The sequence below is a fragment of the Dellaglioa sp. CoH-55-MRSF-9 genome (assembly GCF_056782155.1).
Genome location: NZ_JBXAYG010000003.1, coordinates 248788 through 268266, shown reverse-complemented (window position 1 = coordinate 268266; position 19479 = coordinate 248788). Strand labels below are relative to the sequence as shown.

The following is a 19479-nucleotide window of genomic DNA, read 5'->3' as shown; positions in this document are numbered from 1 at the left end:
CATCTTCCTTTCTACTTTAGTCTTCTCCGATAATTCTAACTTCCGTTTCTAATCTAACCTTAAATTTTTCCCACACAACGTTTTGAACATGCTTAATAACATCCATATAATCTGTTGCAGTAGCGCCGTCTACATTAACAATAAACCCGGCATGTTTCTTTGATACTTGTGCGCCACCAATTTGGTAGCCTTGTAACCCAGCTTCGTGAACTAGTACACCAGTATAGTGTCCATCAGGTCGCTTAAAAACACTTCCACATGATGGGTACTCTAAAGGTTGTTTAGATGCACGTAAAAAGTTAAACTCATCCATTTTTTCACGGATATCATATTTATTACCTTCTTTTAATACAAAGGTTGCTTCTAATATGATGTCATTATCATCTTGAATTTGACTATGACGATAGTCAAAGTTCATTTCTTCGTTAACTAGTGTTTTCACATAACCAGTACGTGTAATAACACTAACTTCACTCAATACCTGGCTGATATCACCATCATATGCACCAGCATTCATAAATACGGCACCACCAACACTCCCAGGAATCCCAGCAGCAAATTCAAAATTAGTCAAGCCAGCTTGGTAAGCTTCTTCTGTTGTCTCAATAAGTGAGGCACCAGCTTGCGCTATAATTTTCGTCCCAGATACAGCAATTTTATCCATATCCGTTAAAATGATTACAAGTCCACGAATACCGCCATCTTTCACAACTAGATTACTCGAATTTCCTAAAACAGTTAAAGGAATACCATTTTCATTGGCTGTATTCACCAAAATTTTAACATCTGACACTGCATCAGGAAAAGCTAAAAGATCAGCCATCCCTCCCGTTTCAGTATTTGTATATTTAGCAAGTGGTTCATTTTTTAAAATTTTAATAGATGGAAATAGTTCTACAAAAGTGTCAATTATCATTATTTATTCGATTCCTTTCAACATTTAGCAATTCCTTCTAGTTTAACACGTTCAATGTTTATTTTTCTATTTTAACGCACAAACAAGCGACTTTTAATTGTATAACCTAACTGTTATACTTTATTAACATTATTAGACCGAGTATTTTAATAACCTTATCAGTCATATCGAATTAAAAAGGAGTTAATTATGAATTTTGTTACAATGGATTTTGAAACTGCTAATAATCAGCGTCATAGCGCCTGTTCAATTGCTTTAACAGTTGTTCGAAATAATCAAATCGTTGATGAATTTTATTCACTTATTAAACCGGAAACACCTTTTAATTGGCGTAATGTTCAAATTCATGGTATTCACGAAGAAGACGTTGAATTTGCACCAAAGTTTCCAGAACTATGGTCACATATTTCGCCACTTTTCCAGAACAATAGTTTAATCGTGGCACATAATGCCCCCTTTGATAACAGTATTTTGCATAATACATTGGGTTATTATGGATTAGAGACACCCCAATTTTTATTGTTAGATACGGTTAGAACAAGTCGTAAATTATTCCCAGAATTTCCAAATCATAAATTAAATACGGTTTGTGATGAATTGGGAATCACGTTAACAAATCATCACAATGCCTTAGATGATTCCGTTGCTTGTGCCAATATCTTACTCTATCAAGAACACGAATTTGGACAAGAAATTTTAAAACCATTTGTGAAGCCAGCATAATCAAATTTAAGCACATTAATAGGGCTACTGTTTAAACTGTTATATGATGACCGTAATCAAACCAAATTGGGGGAAATTACAATGTCAATTTATGATTATCAGGTTACACTAGAAAATGGTGAAACTTATTCATTAGAAAAGTACAAGGATCACCCTTTATTAATTGTTAATACAGCCACTAAATGTGGTTTTGCGCCACAATTTAAACAATTAGAAGAATTATATGAGGATTATCAAGACCAAGGATTAGTGGTACTTGGGTTTCCATCGAATCAATTCCATCAAGAAGTCGATAATGATGCGCAAGCAGCAGCTACCTGTCGTATGACATATGGCGTTAGTTTTCCAATGCATACCATTCAAAATGTAAATGGAGAAGATGCGTTACCACTATTTAAATACCTGACTGATGAAACGCAAGGCGTGTTGGGTAGCTCAATTAAATGGAACTTCACTAAATTTTTAGTTAATCGTGATGGACAAGTTGTTAAACGTTATGCACCTAAGACTAATCCTTTAAAGATGAAACCAGAAATCGAAAAATTGGTTAAATAAAAACAAGTTAGCTGATACCCCCATTTAGAGGCTATCAGCTAACTTGTTTTTTTAGTTGAAATGGGCCAACATATTATCATATTGTAATCCATTACTTTCTAATTCGATAGTACGTAAATTATCATCATGATCATCTTTCAATAATGTAATTTTTAACCAATCATTTGGTAATTCATCCTGAATAAATTCAGACCATTCAACAACACTCACACCATCAGAATTAAAATATTCATCTAACCCTAAATCTGCGCCGCCCATCCCTTCAAGTCGGTAAACATCCATATGAAATAACGGCAAACGGCCCTCACGATATTCTCTCACAATTGGAAATGTTGGACTTTTAACGTTCCGCTTGATCCCTAACCCAACGGCTAAGCCTTTAGCAAAAGTTGTCTTTCCTGCGCCTAAATCACCATCCAATAACAAAATCATATTAGGTTCAACAAGCTGTCCAATTTTTTCGGCAATTTCTTGTGTTTCTTCTACAGAACTGACTTCAATATTCATTAATTATTTCACCATTTCATTCTAAACTTTGCGCAGCTGTAATAATACCAACCTTGTAAATTTCTTCTACGTTAGCACCACGAGATAAATCTGAAACCGGTTGGTTTAATCCTTGTAGGATAGGTCCGATAGCTTCAAATCCACCTAAACGTTGTGCAATTTTGTAGCCAATATTTCCAGATTGTAATTCAGGGAAAATGAAAACATTTGCTTGTCCTGCAACCTTTGATCCAGGTGCTTTTTGTTCACCAACACTCGGTACAAAAGCAGCATCAAATTGTAATTCGCCGTCAATCGCTTCATTTGGTGCTAGTTTTTGTGCAATTTCAGTTGCTTCTGCTACCTTTGATACCTCTGGTGCTTTAGCTGAACCTTTAGTTGAAAAACTAAGCATTGCTACTTTGGGATCAATATCAAAGAGACGAGCCGTCTGAATGCTTGCAATTGCCATTTCTGCTAATTCTTGAGCAGTTGGATTAATACTGATCGCAGCATCAGAAAATAAATACTTTTCTGTATCATTATTTCTGGTCATAATAAAGGCACCACTTGTCCGACTCACGCCTGGTTTCGTTTTAATAATTTGTAATGCAGGTCGAACGGTATCTCCAGTAGCGTGAACAGCTCCAGAAACCATCCCTTCAGCTAATCCCATGTAAACGAGCATTGTACCGAAATAATTAACATCGCGTAACATTTCTTCAGCTTGTTCAGGTGTATTTTTACCCTTACGTCGTTCAACAAAGGCCGTTTTCATCTCATTAAAATCTGTTTCAGAATATTGTTTAGGATCAAGTAATTCTACACCGATACCATCAAGAGTTAAATCGAGCTTTGTGGCTAACTCTTTCATTTTTGCAACATCCCCCAATAAAATAGGTTCTGCCAAATTATCTTCTGCTAATTTAACGGCTGCTCTTAGAATACGTTCTTCTTCCCCTTCAGGAAAAACTATTTTAATTTTTTTACTTTCAATTTTGCTTTTCAAACTTTCAAATAATGACATATCATTTCCTCCTAATTAAGTGTTACTGGGTAATTGCCAGTTAATCGGTGGCAATCCCTGACTTATTAAATTTTGATTTATTTGTGAAAATGGTTTCGATCCAAAAAAACCGCGGTAAGCAGATAACGGACTTGGATGAGGTGATGTTATCACAATATTGTGATCTGTATCAATTAATTTAATCTTATCTTGGGCTGTCTTCCCCCATAAAACAAAAATAATTGTCTGTGAAGATTCGGATAATCGTTCAATCACACCATCTGTTAATAATTCCCATCCATGATTACGATGAGAATTAGCGGCGCCATCTCTTACAGTTAAGACTGAATTTAACATCAAAACACCTTGCTCCGCCCAACTCTTCAAATAGCCATGATTAGCTGGTGGAATTCCTAAATCTGTTTCCAATTCTTTATACATATTCCGTAAAGAAGGTGGAATTTTTTCTCCTGGTAAAACAGAAAAACTCAACCCATGAGCTTGATGCTTTTCATGATAAGGATCCTGTCCCAATAAACAAACTCTAACGTCAGAAAATGGGGTCAGTTCAAAGCTTTCAAAAATGCGATTTTTTTCCGGATAAATCGTCTCATTTTGATATTCATTATCAATAAACGTTTCTAAATCAGCATATTTAGATTTTGCAAGCTCTTCGGTCAAAATGGGTTGCCAATCATTATCGACATTAATATTCATTGTCTAACACCTCACAGATTAAGTTTACCATATTAGTGAATACAAAAATAAATGATTTGATTAAAATATCGAGCGGTTTCATGTTAAAATGAAACCAGTAAATAAGATTAGAGGAGTGTTGAATTTATGATAAAAATTATTGCATCAGATATGGATGGTACTTTACTAAATGATCAAATGGTGATTTCAGAAAAAAACGCCGATGCGATTAAACAAGCACAAGCATTAGGAGTCCACTTTATCGTTTCTACTGGCCGTGGCTATACTGAAGTTAAACCTTTAATTACAGCAGCCGGGTTCAATAGTCCAATGATTACATTTAACGGCGCAGAAGTTTTAGATGGAAATGGTAAAACACTTAGTACAACACCTATTTCAAAAAAAGTCGTTCAAACTTTAGTTCAAACATTCAAAAAAGAAAATTTTTACTTTGAAATGACAACCTCAAACGGTGTTTATTCTGATAATCGTGCAAACCGTATTCAAAATGTAGCGCGTCTAATCTCTGATACAAATCCAGATACACCATTTAAAATGGCTGTTTCATTAGCTGCAGCTCGTCTTGAATTAATGAATATCAATTACGTTGATGATTACCAAACAGTCATCGATGATTCAAAAATTGATATTTTTAAATTAATTGTTTTCAGTATGGATGGTCAAGAAGAATTACTCCCTTTAAAAGCAAAAATTGAAGAAGAAGACTCACTTGTTGTTACCTCTTCTGCACCTACTAACCTTGAAATTAACAACGTAAATGCCCAAAAAGGGATTGCACTCCAAGCTTTCGCTAAAGAACTTAATATCCCAATGTCAGATGTCATGGCAATTGGAGATAACTTAAATGATGTTTCTATGTTAAAAGTTGCAGGCGTCAGTTACGCCATGGAAAATGGCCACGACGAGGTAAAACGTATTGCCAATCATTCAGCAAAAACAAATTCTGAAGATGGTGTTGGCTTAGCTATTCTTGAACAGTTAGCTGAAAAATAAATCGATTGAGACTAAAAAGTGTAATTAATTAGAAAAAATAAGTCTATAAAAACTGTTGTTGATAGTAGTTTAAAAACTATTACCAATAACAGTTTTTTTACAACGAAAAAAACAAAAGCCATAAGACTTTTGTTACGTAATCAATCAGCCCTGTTACTCTCCAACTATCAATTATGAAACCCATAATACGTCGCTAACCAATTTGGTACTTATCTTTATTCAGTTGTTAGTAACACGATTACTTTCCCAAAACTATCCTGATTTTGTAAGTAAGCATGCGCTAAAGGAACTTCACTTAGTTTGAAGTTTTTTTCTGGTTTCACATCAACATCATATTTTGAAATGTAGTCCAACAGATCATTCAATTTATCCTGACTGACATTGTCAGAGTAAAAACTAGTGAGGTAACTATTTTTCTCGATATCTATAATCGGATCAAATTCTTCTAAAAACCATTTACCTCCTAATTGTCCCGTACTACATAAAATGCCTCCTTCGTTTAAATGTTGAAAACTATCTTTTATAGTGGCAGGGCCAATTAATTCTAAAATTTTGTCATACTTCTTTTCAGTCTCTAATACACCAGTCTTATCTATTATTACATCATTAAAACCAGCGGACAATAATTGCTCATTTTTTGCTTGGCTCCGACTAGTACCATCAATTACAATATCAGGATATCTGGCCTTCAACAATTTAAGAAATGAAATACCTACTCCACTTGTGGCGCCTCTAACTAAAATTTTATCTTTTTTTGTAATTTTTAAGTTTTTCATTGAACCAAATGCTGTATAGTACGTTTCAGGAATAGTCGCAAGTTCTTTCCAAGATATATTTGTTGTTATTGGATATATTTGGTTATTTGGTAATGCTACATATTCAGCATAGCTGCCATCAAATGCGCGTCCCATTTCTCCCATAATGGAAATAACTTTTTTCCCTATAGGTAATCTTTCAGGATCGCTCGTTTCTTCAACAACACCCACACATTCAATGCCTAAAACCCTAGGAAACAAAACAGTTGGCGATTTTCCCTCTCTCGTAAAAATCTCCGATCTATTGATACCAAACCCTTTTATTTTAATTAAGGACCAGTTAGCTTTTATTTTAGGTAAATTTACCTCTTGGTAAATAAGCTTATCTGTTCCTCCTGCTTCATTAACAACAATTGCTTTCATAATTTTACTTTTCTCCTTTGCTAAAAAGCTTTTTTCAATTCAAATCATCGTAAACATCCTAATTTTTAGTAACTATACATAAAAAATCCTAACCACCACGCGAAGTGATTAGGACCTTTTACAATGCTTGCCCCACCAAAAATTAATGAAAGGCCGAAAGATTTAATTAGTTTGCACTTTTTATGCATTTAAAACTTTGTTTAAGAAATCTTTTGTTCTATCATTTTGCGGATTACTAAATATTTCATCTGGTGTACTACTTTCTAAAATGTAACCATCAGCCATAAAGACCACACGATCAGCCACTTCTTTAGCAAAACCCATTTCATGTGTGACAACAACCATTGTCATACCATCCCTCGCAAGTTGTTTCATAACATCTAAAACATCCCCAACCATTTCTGGATCAAGTGCAGACGTTGGTTCATCAAATAACATAATATCTGGTTTCATTGCAAGTGCGCGTGCGATTGCGACACGTTGTTTTTGACCACCAGATAACGAAGCAGGTGCAGCATCTGCTTTATCACTCAAACCAACTTGGGATAAAAGACGTTTTGCTTCCTTAGTTGCTTCTTCTTTTGTTTCTTTTTTTAATTCAACAGGCGCTAAAATAATATTTTCAAGAACGGTTAAATGTGGAAACAAATTAAAATGTTGAAATACCATGCCAATATTTTGACGAACAACATTTAAATCAGTTTTTGGATCACTTATATCATGCCCCTCAATAATAATTGAACCGGAAGTTAAATCTTCTAATTTATTTAAACAACGTAAAAAGGTACTTTTCCCAGAACCGGAAGGTCCAATCATGCAGACAACTTCTTTTTCTGCAACTGAAATATCTAACCCCTTCAAAACTTCATTTGAACCATAGTTTTTTTTCAAATTTTTAACTTGAATTTTAGCTGCCATTATTTAATCTTCCTTTCGACTAAATTAGATAACCACGTTAATAACGTTATGATAACGAGATAAATCACCGCGATAATCAACCACATCTTGAATCCTTCAAGGTTTCTTGCGATTATAATCTTACCTGTTTGCGTTAATTCTAAAATACCGATAACAGATAAAATTGACGTATCTTTCAACGTAATAATAAATTGATTAATAAATGATGGAATCATAATCTTAATTCCTTGTGGCATAATGACTTTCATCATTGCTTTTCCATAAGGTAATCCTAGACTACGAGCAGCTTCCATTTGGCCATTATCAACAGCCTTAATCCCACCTTTAACAAAGGCCGCTGTATACGCACCTTCATTTAACGTTAAGGTTATAATACCTGCCACAAATGCTGGAATCTTGCTCCCGGTTAAATTAGGAATACCAATGTAGATAAAGAAGGCCAATACAATTAGCGGTAGGCCACGGAAAATGTAAATTAATGTACTTGAAAGCCCATTAAGCCATTTATTTGGCGCAACACCCATCATACCTAAAATAATCCCTAAAACTGTTGCACAAACAATAGCCACAATTGTTAATAACATTGTTTGTTTAAATCCTTCTAATAATGAGCCACTATTTGTTTTCAATAAACCTAAAATTGTTCGAGAATTTTTAGAGTTAGCATTTTTTGCGTTCGTTCCAGTGTACTTATCAACAATCTTTTTATATTCACCGTTAGCTTTAAGTTTCTTTAGCCCGGCATTAAATTTTGTTATTAATTCTTTATTTTGCCCTTTTTTAACGGCGAATCCATATTCACCTTTTTCATATGTTTTACCAACTACTTTCATTTCAATACCATTCTTAACACCATATGCTAAAACTGGTTTATCATCAAAAGTCGCATCGGAATTTCCTGTCACAACATCGTCATACATGTTACTTGAATCATCAAAAGTTGTTGTTGTAATATTATATTGTTTTTTAATTGAGTTTACGAATTCTCCGGCAGCTGTACCAACTTTAATCGCTACCTTTTTCCCTCTTAAATCATCCAAAGATTTAATTGAACTGTTTTTACCAACAGCCATAGCTACCCCAGCTTCATAATAACTATCTGAGAAATCAAATTTAACACGACGTTCTGGAGTTATCATCATACCAGCCATAACCCCATCAATTTGGTTAGCATCTAATGCTTGAACCGCTGCATTAAACCCTAAGGCTTTAATATCAACTTTAAATCCTTCCTCTTTAGCAATGGCTCGCATTATATCCATATCAATACCAACATATGATTTACCATCTTCTGCTTGATATTCAAATGGTGCATAAGTTACATCAGTCCCGATTGTATACGTCTTTTCTGCTGCATTTACTTGATTACTATGTAAAAATAATAAAAATACACATGCGACCATGATTGACATGATCATTGACTGCCATTTTTTCATAATATCCTCCCCAAAACATTTTGATGTAACATAATATAACATATCTACACTTAGCAAGCAATTTAGTTGTTTTGACAATTATTTAAGTACCCTATACACTAGAGATATTCAGGAAAGGATGGTTTATATGATTATTAGAAGAGCAACAAAAAAAGATGCACACGAGGTCGTTCCTTTAGTGAATATTATTTTAGAAGATATGGAAATTCCTATTCTTCAAGAAATTCCATTACCCGACCTATTCAAAGTGCTAGAGCTTGCATTTGAAACAGAAGACTACCGTTACAGCTACGGTCGTGTTCAAATTGCCGATATTGATGGTAAGGTTGCTGGGATAGCATTTGGTTATCCGGATGAAGATGAAGACCATCTTGATCTTGCTATGAATCAATTTTTCCCACAAATTGGTTTACCTGAAACAACTGAACTCTTTCCAGACTCAGAAGTTTATCCAAATGAATGGTACCTTGATACCCTTGCTGTTTCACCAGATTTCCAAGGACAAGGCATCGGCACAAAACTTCTAGAGTCTCTTCCCGAGATTGCCCGTGCAGCTGGAAAAACAAAGATTGGCTTAAACGTCGACTTTGCAAATCCTAAAGCAGAAAAGTTATACACAAAAATGGGCTTTAAAACTGTTGGTAACATGATTATTAGTGGTCATGACTATCATCATATGCAAAAAGATATTTAAATAAATAAAAAGGTCTGCTAAAAATAAATTTAGCAGACCTTTTTTCATATCTTTATTCTAAAACTTTTACAGTAACTGTCTTTTTACCCCATGTGTAACATCTTGCATTTGAGATAAAATGCACATCAATTCGGTTTCCTTTAATTGCTGAACCTGTATCGCCAGCAATCGCAACACCATAACCAGATACCCAGACAACAGTTCCTAGCGGAATAACTGAAGGATCCACAGCAATTTGTTGTGGATTAGTTAACAAACTTAACCCATATGATCCATGAGTTCCCATCCCTGGTGCATTTGTTGAATAAGCCGTTGCGACCATTTGTAACGTTTTCTTAGTTGATTTGCCAGAAGTATCGTTGCTTGCTTTTTGGTCAGTACTTCCTTTTTTATCTGATGAATCATCACTTTCAGCCTTTTTAGCTGCTTCTTTTTTAGCAGCTGCTGCTGCCTTAGCATCAGCTTTAGCCTTTGCTTCTCTTGCTTTTTTTGATAACTCAGCATCTTTAGCCTTTGTTACTTTGGCTAAATCTTTCTTTGCGTCACCTAAAGTATCTTTTAACGCTGCTAATTGTTTATTCATTTCTTTTGTTTCTTGTTTTGTTTCAGATTGTTTTAATTTCAATGATTTTTGTTCAGATTCCAAATGCGCTTTAGCATCTTCCATGGTTTTGATATTAGACGCAACATCTTTCATCGTTTTGTTATCAGCAGATTGTAAAACAGAAACTGCGTAAACACGGCTAATAAAATCACCAGCATTCTTTGCTTCAAGAATAGCCGTTACCATTTTACTACTTGAATCATTAACTTGTAGACTTCTTAATCTATCTTTAGCATTTTCAATACGTGTATCTAATTGTTTTTGTTCATTACCAATTGATTTATCTTGTGAACCAATTTTCTTTTCTTTATCAGAAATTTCTTGATTTAATTTATCAATTTTTGCATACTCATCATTAATACTCGTTAATGACTTTGAAATTTTTGAATTAGCAGTTGTTACTTTCTCTTGTGCAGCTGATTCTTGTTTTTTTAAATCACTGATAGATGTTGCACTAACAGAAACCGAACCACCTAATAAGCAAAGTATAACTGCCGTAAAACCAATAATATTTCTAATTTTCAAAATAATACTCCTTTTTGTAAATAACTTTATTACCCATTTCTAGAGTATATCGAACCGACAAGTCAGACATGTGTCAGGCATATTACAAAACATCACTCATATTACAACTCTATGACTAACGTACCCTCATTTTCAGAAATAATCATTTTATTTGAGTTCATTTTCAAAACCGTTTCATTTTGAGCCTGAAATATGCTATGATATGTAGATTATACAAACGAATAGTGAGGGTATTAAATGATAACTGTAAGTAATGTAAGTTTAAGTTTTTCAGACCGTAAGTTATACGATGACGTTAATTTAAAATTCACGCCTGGTAATTGTTACGGACTAATCGGTGCTAATGGCGCTGGTAAATCAACATTTTTAAAGATTTTATCTGGTGAAATAACACCAAGTACAGGTAAAATTTCATTAGATCCAAATGAACGTATGACAATGCTACAACAAAATCATTATGGCTTCGAAGAATATACTGTTCTTGAAACAGTCATTATGGGTTACAAAGAACTCTATGCTGTTATGGAAGCAAAAGATGCTATTTATGCAAAAGCTGATTTTTCTGATGAAGATGGTATCAAAGTTGCTGAACTAGAATCTGACTTTGCTGAAATGAATGGTTGGGAAGCTGAATCAGAAGCTTCAACTCTTTTACAAGGCTTAGGCTTCGCTGAAGATATGCAAAATAAAAAGATGAGCGAACTAACAGAAAGTCAAAAAGTTAAGATTTTGCTTGCACAAGCACTTTTTGGTAATCCTGATGTTCTCTTACTTGATGAACCTACTAATGGGTTAGACATCAAATCAATTAACTGGTTAGAAGATTTCTTAATTAACTTCTCAAATACCGTTATTGTTGTTTCTCATGATAGACATTTCTTAAATAATGTCTGCACCCACATGTGTGATGTTGATTTTGGTAAAATCAAATTATTCGTTGGTAATTACGACTTCTGGATGGAATCAAGTGCCTTAGCTTCAAAACTTGCAAATGATTCTAACGATAAAAAAGAAGCTAAAATCAAAGAATTACAAGATTTCGTTGCACGATTCAGTGCTAACGCTTCTAAATCTAAACAAGCAACTTCTCGTAAGAAAATGCTTGAAAAAATCACACTTGATGATATTCAACCTTCATCACGTCGCTACCCATTCATTAACTTTGAAATCGACCGTGAAATTGGTAATGATTTATTATCAGTTAGTGGCGTTTCAAAAACAATTGATGGCGTAAAAGTTTTAGATAATATCTCATTTAGTTTAGGCAAAGATGATAAAACAGCCTTTACAAGTGAAACTGATATTGCTGTTACAACATTAATTAGAATTCTTTCTGGTGAATTAGAACCAGATACAGGTACAGTTCAATGGGGTGTAACAACATCACAAGCTTACCTTGCTAAAGATAATAACGACCAATTCGCTGATGAACATTTAACAATTATCGATTGGTTACGTCAATTTGCTTCTAAAGCAGAAAGTGATAACACTTTCTTGCGTGGATTCTTAGGTCGTATGTTATTTTCTGGTGAAGAAGTCGATAAAGAAGTTGGCGTCTTATCCGGTGGAGAAAAAGTTCGTTGTATGTTATCAAAAATGATGTTAACAAGAAACAACGTTCTTTTACTTGATGATCCTACTAACCATTTAGATTTGGAATCAATTACTTCATTGAATGAAGGTCTTTCAAATTATAAGAGTGCTCTATTATTCGGCTCTCATGATCGTGAGTTCATTCAAACAATCGCTAACCGTATCATCGAAGTAACACCAAACGGTCTTGTTGATCGAGCAGATACTACTTATGATGAATTCTTAGAAAATAAAGATGTTCAAGATCAAATTGCTGGTCTTTACAAACAAGCTTAATAACTAAAAAGGAAGCAACCAATTTCAAAATTGGTTGCTTCCTTTTTTATTAGTAATTTTTAAGTACGCGTTGAATTTGGCGTTCCTGATCTCGACGTTTAATTGTTTCACGTTTATCGTAATCATTCTTCCCTTTTGCAACACCGATTAGTACTTTTGCAAAGCCGTTTTTAATGTACACTTTCAAAGGGACAATTGTAACACCCTTATTTTTAGTTGCTTCATCAAATTGAGCTATTTGTTTTCTATGCAATAATAATTTACGATTTCGAAGTGGATCATGATTGAATTGATTTCCTTGATCATACGTTGAAATATGAACATTCATCAGCCAAGCTTCACCATTTCTAATTTGCGCAAATCCATCTTTTAGATTAATACGACTATTTCGAACGGATTTAATCTCAGTACCTGTTAAAACGACACCAGCCTCAACCGTATCTTCAATGTTATAACTGTGTCTTGCTTTTTTATTCTGGGCTAAGGGTTTATCAAAAGATGACTTTTCTTTTCGCAATCTTAATCCCCCCGATATTATTTTTGACGTGTATTATTTTTTCTTGGTGCTGTGTTTTTATTAGCTGATTTGTAGAATGGTTTCTTTCCATTACTATTTCCAGCAGCTGGTTTACCATTACGGTTATAAGGTTTCTTGTCTCCTGGACGACCATTACCTGGACGTTTGAAGTTTCCACCTTTACCTCGTAAATCAGAAGTTGGTGTGTTTTGTGGATTAACAATTTCAAAATCAATCGCACTTTGCTCAATATCAACTTTAGCAACTTTTACTTCGATTGGTTGACCAATTCTGAAAGTTCTCTTGGTTCTCTTACCTACTAATGCCATATGCATATCTAAATATTCATAATAGTCATCCTTCATATTACTAATATGAACAAGACCTTCAACAGTATTTGGTAATGAAACGAAGACACCAAACTTCATAACTGAGCTAACAACACCTTCAAAGGTTTCACCAACATGATCAGCCATGTATTCAGCTTTTTTCATTGCGTCAGTATCACGTTCGGCATCAATTGCGCGACGTTCCATTTGTGATGTATGTGTTGTAAGTTCAGGTAATTGTTCAGCATATTTTTCTTTTTGAGTGTCCCCAATACCATTTTCTTCGTAGAAACGAATTAAACGATGAACCATCAAATCAGGGTAACGTCTAATTGGTGACGTAAAATGCGTATAATCAGTAGCAGCTAAACCAAAGTGACCTAATGATTCATCAGTATATTTAGCTTGTTGCATACTTCTAAGTAACATAACAGAAACCATTGATTCTTCAGGTTTACCAGCTACTTCTTTTAAAACACCTTGTAACATTTTAGGTGTTACATTCTTACTATCACCTTTAACAACGATACCAAAACTGGTTAAAGTTTCGAAGAAACGCATTACTTTTTCATTCTTAGGTGTTTCATGCACACGGTAAACAAAAGGTACTTTTAATTTATCGTAATGAGCTGCAACAGTTTCATTTGCAGCTAACATAAATGATTCAACTAAACGTTCACTTGTTCCACGAGTTCTAATTTGAATATCAATTGGGTGACCCGCTTCATCAACGATAATCTTAGATTCATTATCATCAAAACTAATTGCACCACGTTTTTTACGCATTTTTTCAAGAATTTTGTGTAATTCGCCCATTGTTTCAAACATTGGGACCAATTCTTCATATTTAGCTTTCGTCTTTGCATCATCTGATTCAAGAATCTTGTTAATGGCTTTGTAAGTCATACGTTCTGTCGTTTTAATCACACTTTGGAAGATTTTGTGGTTAACAACATAACCTTCTGGTGTAATTTCCATTTCACAACTCATAGCAAGGCGTTCAACTTTTGGATTCAATGAACAAATACCATTTGATAATTTGTGAGGCAACATTGGAATAACACGGTCAGTTAAATAAACACTCGTTCCACGTTCGTATGCTTCACGATCAAGTGGTGTGCCTGGTTGGACATAATGCGAAACATCAGCAATATGCACACCTAAATGGTAGTTCCCGTTATCAAGTTTCCAGGCAGTAACAGCATCATCTAAATCCTTAGAATCAATACTATCAATTGTTACCAATGTTTGGTCCGTTAAATCAACACGGCCAATTTTTTCTTCTGGTAGCACAACTTCTGGAGTTGCTTCAGCTTGAGCCATAACATCTTCAGGAAATTCACTAGGAATATCATGTTGATAAACAACTTGTAAAATATCCATACCTGGATCGTCTTTGTTACCCACAACTTCTTTAACCAATGTTTCAATAACTAATGGTTTTTCACTTGTTGGGTAAGCAGTAATATCAGCTGTAATAACTTCTCCGGCAACTGGATGTAAACCAACCCCTGTTACCAATAAGTTATAACGTTGTAATTTCTTGTTTTTAACAACTAAATGGCCAATTATTCCTGAATTTTCAAGGTCAGATGGTTCAACTTCAAATTCACCAACAATTGATGTTACATTATGTTCAACAATTTTATTAACTTTACCTTCAGGACCACGGTCATCCCCAGGTTTAGCAGCACTTGTAATCTCAATCTCAACACTATCACCATTTAAGGCAGACATTGTTTGTGTTGGATTAACGAAAACATCAGGTTGTTCTGGATCAATCGTAACGAATCCAAATCCACGATCATTTGCATGAAAAATACCCACTAATTGTGGTGTTTGAAGTGCAATTTGAAATTTGCCTTCTGATGTAATTTTCACTTCACGTTTACGTTCCATTTCAGCAAGTGTTTTAACAAGTTCTTTGAACGCATCCTGGCCTTCTAATTTAAGGGCAGCTGTTAATTCTTCAACACTGAAAGATTCATTTTCTTTAATTTTTAGTTCTTTTAATATAAGTTCTTGCATCTTTTTATCCATGTATACCTCGTTTTCATATTCGTATTTGCGTTACATTTATTTATTATTAATTTTATTTTATTTCTAAATAAAAGCCTCCTGCTGCAACAATTGTTTGCACAGGAGGCTTTCTTTATTATTATTTTGAGGCCAAATAGACAAGTCCTAGAGCTAGACAGAAAAATAAAACGCCCAAGACAAAGGTTACTTTTTGCATAAATGCTTCGAATCCACGTGGTTTTTGTTTGCTAAATAAATCGTCAGCACCACCACCGCCACCAGATAAAGCACCTGAAGCGTTATTTGTTTTTGCAGGTTGCATCATAACAGCGATAATCATTAAGACTGAAACGATGATAATTAAAATTGTTAGTATGTTAGTCAAATCATTTACCTCCTTAACCCAATTACGTAATCTATATCTATACTAATTTAGCACAGTTTGCATTAATTTTCCACCGTTATTATTTTATTAAAGTGATTCAAATCCGGATAATGTATCCATTTCTGTCTTAAGTTTAGGTCGATTTTGGTGCTCAGTCAAAAGAACTAATGTATCTCCTGCTTTTAAAACCGTCACACCATGTGGAATTAATTGCTTTTCACCACGTCTAACCGTGATTAATAAGCTATTTTCAGGCCAAACTACTTCTGAAACTTTTTTATTTTCTAAATTTGATCCAGCAAAAATAGGCGTCTCAAGTCGGTCCTTTTTACCGCCCAAATCAATTTCATTTTGACCAATTAATTTTTTAAGTAAAGAATCGTAGATAGGTGCGCCGCCTAAAATATCAATAACTAAAAATGAAACTAATGAAATAATGGCTAGTGGCATTAAGTGATGTAAACTACCCACCATTTCCGTAACTAATAAAATAGCTGTAAAAGGTGCTTTACCAATTCCAGCAAAGTACCCGGCCATTCCAAAAATAATAAAATCAGTTATATATTTAGCTGGTAACAACCCTAACATTATCATAACAGTTGCATACCCAGCGCCAATAATAGCGCCTAATGTTAGAATAGGCAGAAAAATACCACCTGGTAATCCAGAACCATAGGATATCATTGAAAAGATAAATCTTAAAAGAAAGAGTCCCAATAAAACGGTCAATGATTTACTTTGAACTAGACTTAAAATAATCTCATTACCGCCACCTAAAGTTTGTGGTAAGTATAATCCAATCGGAATAACTAAAATAAAAGGGACAATTGAGCGATAAAAAATCGGAATTTTATGTAGAATATTATATAAATCAGTCGATTTAAGTAATACGTTTTGATACAGATAGCCTAGGAGGCCCAAAATAAGCCCTAAAGCAATCAAATGCCAGTATTGTAACAATGATAAGGTCTGAATATCCATCATTTGTAGCGCCGGTTTTAGACCGAAAAAATGCAATGAAATATAATTGGCTGAAATTGAACTAGCTAATGCTGTTGTCCAAATCAACGGTGAAAAATTATGATACACTTCCTCTAATATAAAAAGCGTACTCGCAATTGGTGCATTAAAAGCTGCGGATAGACCTGCAGCGCCACCACCTGCAATCAGAATGCGGCGTTCCGATTCAGTATGTTTAGTCATCTCTGCGAATCCTTGTCCGACTGCTGCACCTAGTTGAATAGATGGGCCTTCACGGCCGAGGAATAGCCCTGATCCAATGCCTAAAACACCACCGATAAATTTTCGCCATAAAACTGACCACCAACGCATTTCAAGATTACCAGCAAGCTGGCCCTCTACTTGCGGAATACCGGATCCCATAATATTTGGCTCTTGCTTCATTAGTGTTCCAATACCTAGTACCATAGCTAGACTCAAAAGAATCATTGGAAACAGTAACCACATATTCTGATTAATTGCCTGGTAAAAATAGATAAAGACTTTAAGCACATAAATAATAGCTAACCTAAATAGACTTACAACGATACCTGTAACGAGCCCAATTAATAGCCCTCTTAAAATAAATATGAGATTAGTTAAATTCAATCGCTCTTTGATACCTTGTTTTGTCATAAAACCATACACACCTCTTCATTCTATTAGTATATGCTAAAATCCAATTATTTGCTGAACTCATTAGTAACAAAAAAAGAATTATTCAACTATTGAATAACTCTTCTTAAAAACTAGCATAATCTAATGATCACTTAAGGATGATAAATCATACTCATAGCTATAAGTCCCCAGCCTAAATTTTTTTTAAATAAACCGGTTGTCGAAATTTCCATATAAAATCGACCAACGTCAGCACTTAACTTTATTTTATTTTTTAAATTACTTACAGCCAATAAGCGCAACGACTCCGCTAAATCAGCGACTGCCTTCTCGAAGTACTGCCCACGCTCAACTTTATTTTTAAAATCAACTAATAAGAGACGTTCCTCATTTGTCGTTTCTTCGTTTAAAATAAGATCATAAACTTTTGATGTTAGATCATCTTGTATTGTAATACGCTCTGATTTTTTCATACACGCTCACATTCCTAACTATAATTTCCAACATCTAAATTATACAACAATAAGTTTTACCTTTCAATATAGTGCGTCCTATTATAATACAAAAAAGGTCCCACCTAAAATCAAATTAGGTAGGACCTTCTTTCAATCAGAAACGCTTAATTCATAAAGAATTATTTGTTAACGATTGTATCGCGAGCATCTGAACTCAAGTTGTAGAATGAGTGGATACCTTTGTATTCTGATGTTTCTTCTAAGTTATCTTCAATTCTCATTAATTGGTTGTACTTAGCGATACGATCAACACGGCTCAATGAACCAGTCTTGATTTGGCCAGCATTAGTTGCAACAACTAAGTCAGCGATAGTTGTATCTTCAGTTTCACCTGAACGATGAGAAACGATAGCTGTATAACCAGCTTCTTTAGCCATTTCGATAGCTTCCATTGTTTCTGTAAGTGTACCGATTTGGTTAACTTTGATAAGGATTGAGTTTGAAACGCCCATTTCGATACCTTTTTTAAGGTAGTCAGTGTTTGTAACAAATAAATCATCCCCAACTAATTGAACTTTGTTGCCCAATTTAGCTGTCATCATCTTCCAGCCTTCCCAATCGTTTTCATCCAAGCCATCTTCAATTGAGATAACTGGGTATTTGTCAACGATTGCTTCAAGGAATTCAACCATTTCTTCAGAAGTATAATCTTGGCCATTTTCGCCTTCATATTGTAATCTATATTTGCCAGTTTCAGCATTGTAGAATTCTGATGAAGCAGCATCAAATGCGATAGCAATATCTTTACCAGGTTTGTAACCGGCACGTTCGATTGCTTCGATTAAGATTTCAAATGGTTCTTCATTGTTCTTAAGATCAGGAGCGAAACCACCTTCATCACCAACAGCAGTAGAGTAGCCTTTTTCAGCTAAAATCTTTTGTAAGTTATGGAATGTTTCTGAACCCATACGTACAGCTTCTTTGATAGAAGGTGCGCCAACAGGCATGATCATGAATTCTTGGAAATCAACACTGTTGTTAGCATGTGATCCACCATTGATAACGTTCATCATAGGAGTTGGAAGGACATGTGCGTTAAATCCGCCTAAGTAACTGTATAAAGGAACTTCTAATTCATCAGCAGCAGCACGAGCAGCAGCAATTGAAACACCTAAAATAGCGTTAGCGCCCAATTTACCTTTGTTTGGTGTACCATCTAATGCGATCATAGCTTTATCAATACCAACTTGATCAGTAACATCATATCCAACAATTTCTTTAACGATAATGTTGTTTACGTTGTCAACAGCTTTAGTAACGCCTAAGCCCATGTAACGAGATTTGTCGCCATCACGTAATTCAACGGCTTCATGTTCACCAGTTGAAGCACCTGAAGGAACAATTCCGCGGCCCATTGCGCCGTCTTCTGTGTAAACTTCAACTTCAACAGTTGGGTTACCGCGTGAATCTAGAACTTCGCGTGCATAAATATCTGTAATCATTGACATAAATTTGTACTCTCCTTTAAAAACGTTTT

Annotated in this window: 19 protein-coding genes; 5 read left to right on the top strand and 14 right to left on the bottom strand. The window is 34.6% G+C overall.

The window, feature by feature from the left end; translation table 11 throughout:
• Nucleotides 1–16 precede the first annotated feature (16 nt).
• Entirely contained in the window at nt 17–916 is a 900-nt protein-coding gene (gene murB, locus AC1RPV_RS05015; protein WP_481761431.1) for a UDP-N-acetylmuramate dehydrogenase, read from the bottom strand.
• A 189-nt stretch (nt 917–1105) separates the two neighbouring features.
• Here murB and AC1RPV_RS05010 point away from each other — a divergent pair, with 189 nt between their 5' ends.
• Complete coding sequence (locus tag AC1RPV_RS05010) at nt 1106–1639, top strand: 3'-5' exonuclease (protein ID WP_409022237.1); 534 nt, start codon at nt 1106–1108, stop codon at nt 1637–1639.
• Between the two features lie 81 nt (nt 1640–1720).
• Nucleotides 1721–2194 carry a glutathione peroxidase gene (locus AC1RPV_RS05005; protein ID WP_481761432.1) on the top strand — a complete coding sequence of 158 codons (474 nt, stop codon included), beginning with the start codon at nt 1721–1723 and terminating at the stop codon, nt 2192–2194.
• A 51-nt stretch (nt 2195–2245) separates the two neighbouring features.
• On the opposite strand, the gene tsaE is transcribed toward AC1RPV_RS05005, so the two are convergent.
• From tsaE to AC1RPV_RS04990, 3 genes are read right to left on the bottom strand one after another with little or no spacing between them, the layout of a single operon-like run.
• Complete coding sequence (gene tsaE, locus AC1RPV_RS05000) at nt 2246–2701, bottom strand: tRNA (adenosine(37)-N6)-threonylcarbamoyltransferase complex ATPase subunit type 1 TsaE (RefSeq protein ID WP_481761433.1); 456 nt, start codon at nt 2699–2701, stop codon at nt 2246–2248.
• A 16-nt stretch (nt 2702–2717) separates the two neighbouring features.
• Nucleotides 2718–3707, bottom strand: a complete 990-nt coding sequence (gene pta, locus AC1RPV_RS04995; protein WP_481761434.1) for a phosphate acetyltransferase — start codon at nt 3705–3707, stop codon at nt 2718–2720.
• A gap of 15 nt (nt 3708–3722) precedes the next feature.
• Nucleotides 3723–4403, bottom strand: coding sequence for a uracil-DNA glycosylase (locus tag AC1RPV_RS04990; protein WP_481761435.1), 681 nt, complete (start codon nt 4401–4403; stop codon nt 3723–3725).
• A 126-nt stretch (nt 4404–4529) separates the two neighbouring features.
• Here AC1RPV_RS04990 and AC1RPV_RS04985 point away from each other — a divergent pair, with 126 nt between their 5' ends.
• A complete protein-coding gene (locus AC1RPV_RS04985; RefSeq protein WP_481761436.1) occupies nt 4530–5396 on the top strand; it encodes a Cof-type HAD-IIB family hydrolase in 867 nt (288 codons plus the stop codon).
• A 215-nt stretch (nt 5397–5611) separates the two neighbouring features.
• On the opposite strand, the gene AC1RPV_RS04980 is transcribed toward AC1RPV_RS04985, so the two are convergent.
• The 3 genes from AC1RPV_RS04980 to AC1RPV_RS04970 all read right to left on the bottom strand — a co-directional run bounded on the left by AC1RPV_RS04980 (nt 5612) and on the right by AC1RPV_RS04970 (nt 8928).
• The gene (locus AC1RPV_RS04980; RefSeq protein WP_481761437.1) at nt 5612–6574 is read right to left on the bottom strand and encodes a zinc-binding dehydrogenase; all 963 of its coding nucleotides are present in this window, start codon (nt 6572–6574) and stop codon (nt 5612–5614) included.
• Nucleotides 6575–6754: 180 nt separating this feature from the next.
• Entirely contained in the window at nt 6755–7492 is a 738-nt protein-coding gene (locus AC1RPV_RS04975) for an amino acid ABC transporter ATP-binding protein (RefSeq protein ID WP_481761438.1), read from the bottom strand.
• Nucleotides 7492–8928 (bottom strand): amino acid ABC transporter substrate-binding protein/permease, encoded by a 1437-nt coding sequence (locus AC1RPV_RS04970; protein ID WP_481761439.1) that lies wholly within the window; start codon nt 8926–8928, stop codon nt 7492–7494. The genes AC1RPV_RS04975 and AC1RPV_RS04970 overlap by 1 nt, the downstream gene beginning before the upstream one ends.
• A 130-nt stretch (nt 8929–9058) precedes the next feature.
• Between AC1RPV_RS04970 and AC1RPV_RS04965 the strand changes: the two genes are divergently transcribed.
• A complete protein-coding gene (locus AC1RPV_RS04965) occupies nt 9059–9622 on the top strand; it encodes a GNAT family N-acetyltransferase (protein ID WP_481761624.1) in 564 nt (187 codons plus the stop codon).
• Between the two features lie 52 nt (nt 9623–9674).
• Here the strand turns inward: AC1RPV_RS04965 and AC1RPV_RS04960 are convergent, their stop codons facing one another.
• A complete protein-coding gene (locus tag AC1RPV_RS04960; protein WP_481761440.1) occupies nt 9675–10751 on the bottom strand; it encodes a 3D domain-containing protein in 1077 nt (358 codons plus the stop codon).
• A 237-nt stretch (nt 10752–10988) separates the two neighbouring features.
• Between AC1RPV_RS04960 and AC1RPV_RS04955 the strand changes: the two genes are divergently transcribed.
• Nucleotides 10989–12620 (top strand): ABC-F family ATP-binding cassette domain-containing protein, encoded by a 1632-nt coding sequence (locus AC1RPV_RS04955; RefSeq protein ID WP_409022227.1) that lies wholly within the window; start codon nt 10989–10991, stop codon nt 12618–12620.
• 49 nt (nt 12621–12669) lie between these two features.
• Here the strand turns inward: AC1RPV_RS04955 and smpB are convergent, their stop codons facing one another.
• The 6 genes from smpB to eno all read right to left on the bottom strand — a co-directional run bounded on the left by smpB (nt 12670) and on the right by eno (nt 19450).
• Nucleotides 12670–13137, bottom strand: coding sequence for an SsrA-binding protein SmpB (smpB, locus tag AC1RPV_RS04950; protein ID WP_481761441.1), 468 nt, complete (start codon nt 13135–13137; stop codon nt 12670–12672).
• A 17-nt stretch (nt 13138–13154) separates the two neighbouring features.
• The gene (rnr, locus tag AC1RPV_RS04945) at nt 13155–15506 is read right to left on the bottom strand and encodes a ribonuclease R (RefSeq protein WP_481761442.1); all 2352 of its coding nucleotides are present in this window, start codon (nt 15504–15506) and stop codon (nt 13155–13157) included.
• A gap of 118 nt (nt 15507–15624) precedes the next feature.
• The gene (gene secG / locus AC1RPV_RS04940) at nt 15625–15870 is read right to left on the bottom strand and encodes a preprotein translocase subunit SecG (protein ID WP_409022224.1); all 246 of its coding nucleotides are present in this window, start codon (nt 15868–15870) and stop codon (nt 15625–15627) included.
• 87 nt (nt 15871–15957) lie between these two features.
• Entirely contained in the window at nt 15958–17505 is a 1548-nt protein-coding gene (locus AC1RPV_RS04935; protein ID WP_481761443.1) for a ClC family H(+)/Cl(-) exchange transporter, read from the bottom strand.
• 134 nt (nt 17506–17639) lie between these two features.
• Nucleotides 17640–17960, bottom strand: coding sequence for a bacteriocin immunity family protein (locus AC1RPV_RS04930; protein WP_481761444.1), 321 nt, complete (start codon nt 17958–17960; stop codon nt 17640–17642).
• 161 nt (nt 17961–18121) lie between these two features.
• Complete coding sequence (gene eno / locus AC1RPV_RS04925; protein ID WP_481761445.1) at nt 18122–19450, bottom strand: phosphopyruvate hydratase; 1329 nt, start codon at nt 19448–19450, stop codon at nt 18122–18124.
• Between the last annotated feature and the right edge of the window lie 29 nt (nt 19451–19479).

Bases quoted from the DNA above. Each gene is read 5' to 3' on its own strand.
- murB (WP_481761431.1), bottom strand. From the start codon at position 916: ATGATAATTGACACTTTTGTAGAACTATTTCCATCTATTAAAATTTTA.
- AC1RPV_RS05010 (WP_409022237.1), top strand. From the start codon at position 1,106: ATGAATTTTGTTACAATGGATTTTGAAACTGCTAATAATCAGCGTCAT.
- AC1RPV_RS05005 (WP_481761432.1), top strand. From the start codon at position 1,721: ATGTCAATTTATGATTATCAGGTTACACTAGAAAATGGTGAAACTTAT.
- tsaE (WP_481761433.1), bottom strand. From the start codon at position 2,701: ATGAATATTGAAGTCAGTTCTGTAGAAGAAACACAAGAAATTGCCGAA.
- pta (WP_481761434.1), bottom strand. From the start codon at position 3,707: ATGTCATTATTTGAAAGTTTGAAAAGCAAAATTGAAAGTAAAAAAATT.
- AC1RPV_RS04990 (WP_481761435.1), bottom strand. From the start codon at position 4,403: ATGAATATTAATGTCGATAATGATTGGCAACCCATTTTGACCGAAGAG.
- AC1RPV_RS04985 (WP_481761436.1), top strand. From the start codon at position 4,530: ATGATAAAAATTATTGCATCAGATATGGATGGTACTTTACTAAATGAT.
- AC1RPV_RS04980 (WP_481761437.1), bottom strand. From the start codon at position 6,574: ATGAAAGCAATTGTTGTTAATGAAGCAGGAGGAACAGATAAGCTTATT.
- AC1RPV_RS04975 (WP_481761438.1), bottom strand. From the start codon at position 7,492: ATGGCAGCTAAAATTCAAGTTAAAAATTTGAAAAAAAACTATGGTTCA.
- AC1RPV_RS04970 (WP_481761439.1), bottom strand. From the start codon at position 8,928: ATGAAAAAATGGCAGTCAATGATCATGTCAATCATGGTCGCATGTGTA.
- AC1RPV_RS04955 (WP_409022227.1), top strand. From the start codon at position 10,989: ATGATAACTGTAAGTAATGTAAGTTTAAGTTTTTCAGACCGTAAGTTA.
- rnr (WP_481761442.1), bottom strand. From the start codon at position 15,506: ATGGATAAAAAGATGCAAGAACTTATATTAAAAGAACTAAAAATTAAA.
- AC1RPV_RS04935 (WP_481761443.1), bottom strand. From the start codon at position 17,505: ATGACAAAACAAGGTATCAAAGAGCGATTGAATTTAACTAATCTCATA.
- AC1RPV_RS04930 (WP_481761444.1), bottom strand. From the start codon at position 17,960: ATGAAAAAATCAGAGCGTATTACAATACAAGATGATCTAACATCAAAA.
- eno (WP_481761445.1), bottom strand. From the start codon at position 19,450: ATGTCAATGATTACAGATATTTATGCACGCGAAGTTCTAGATTCACGC.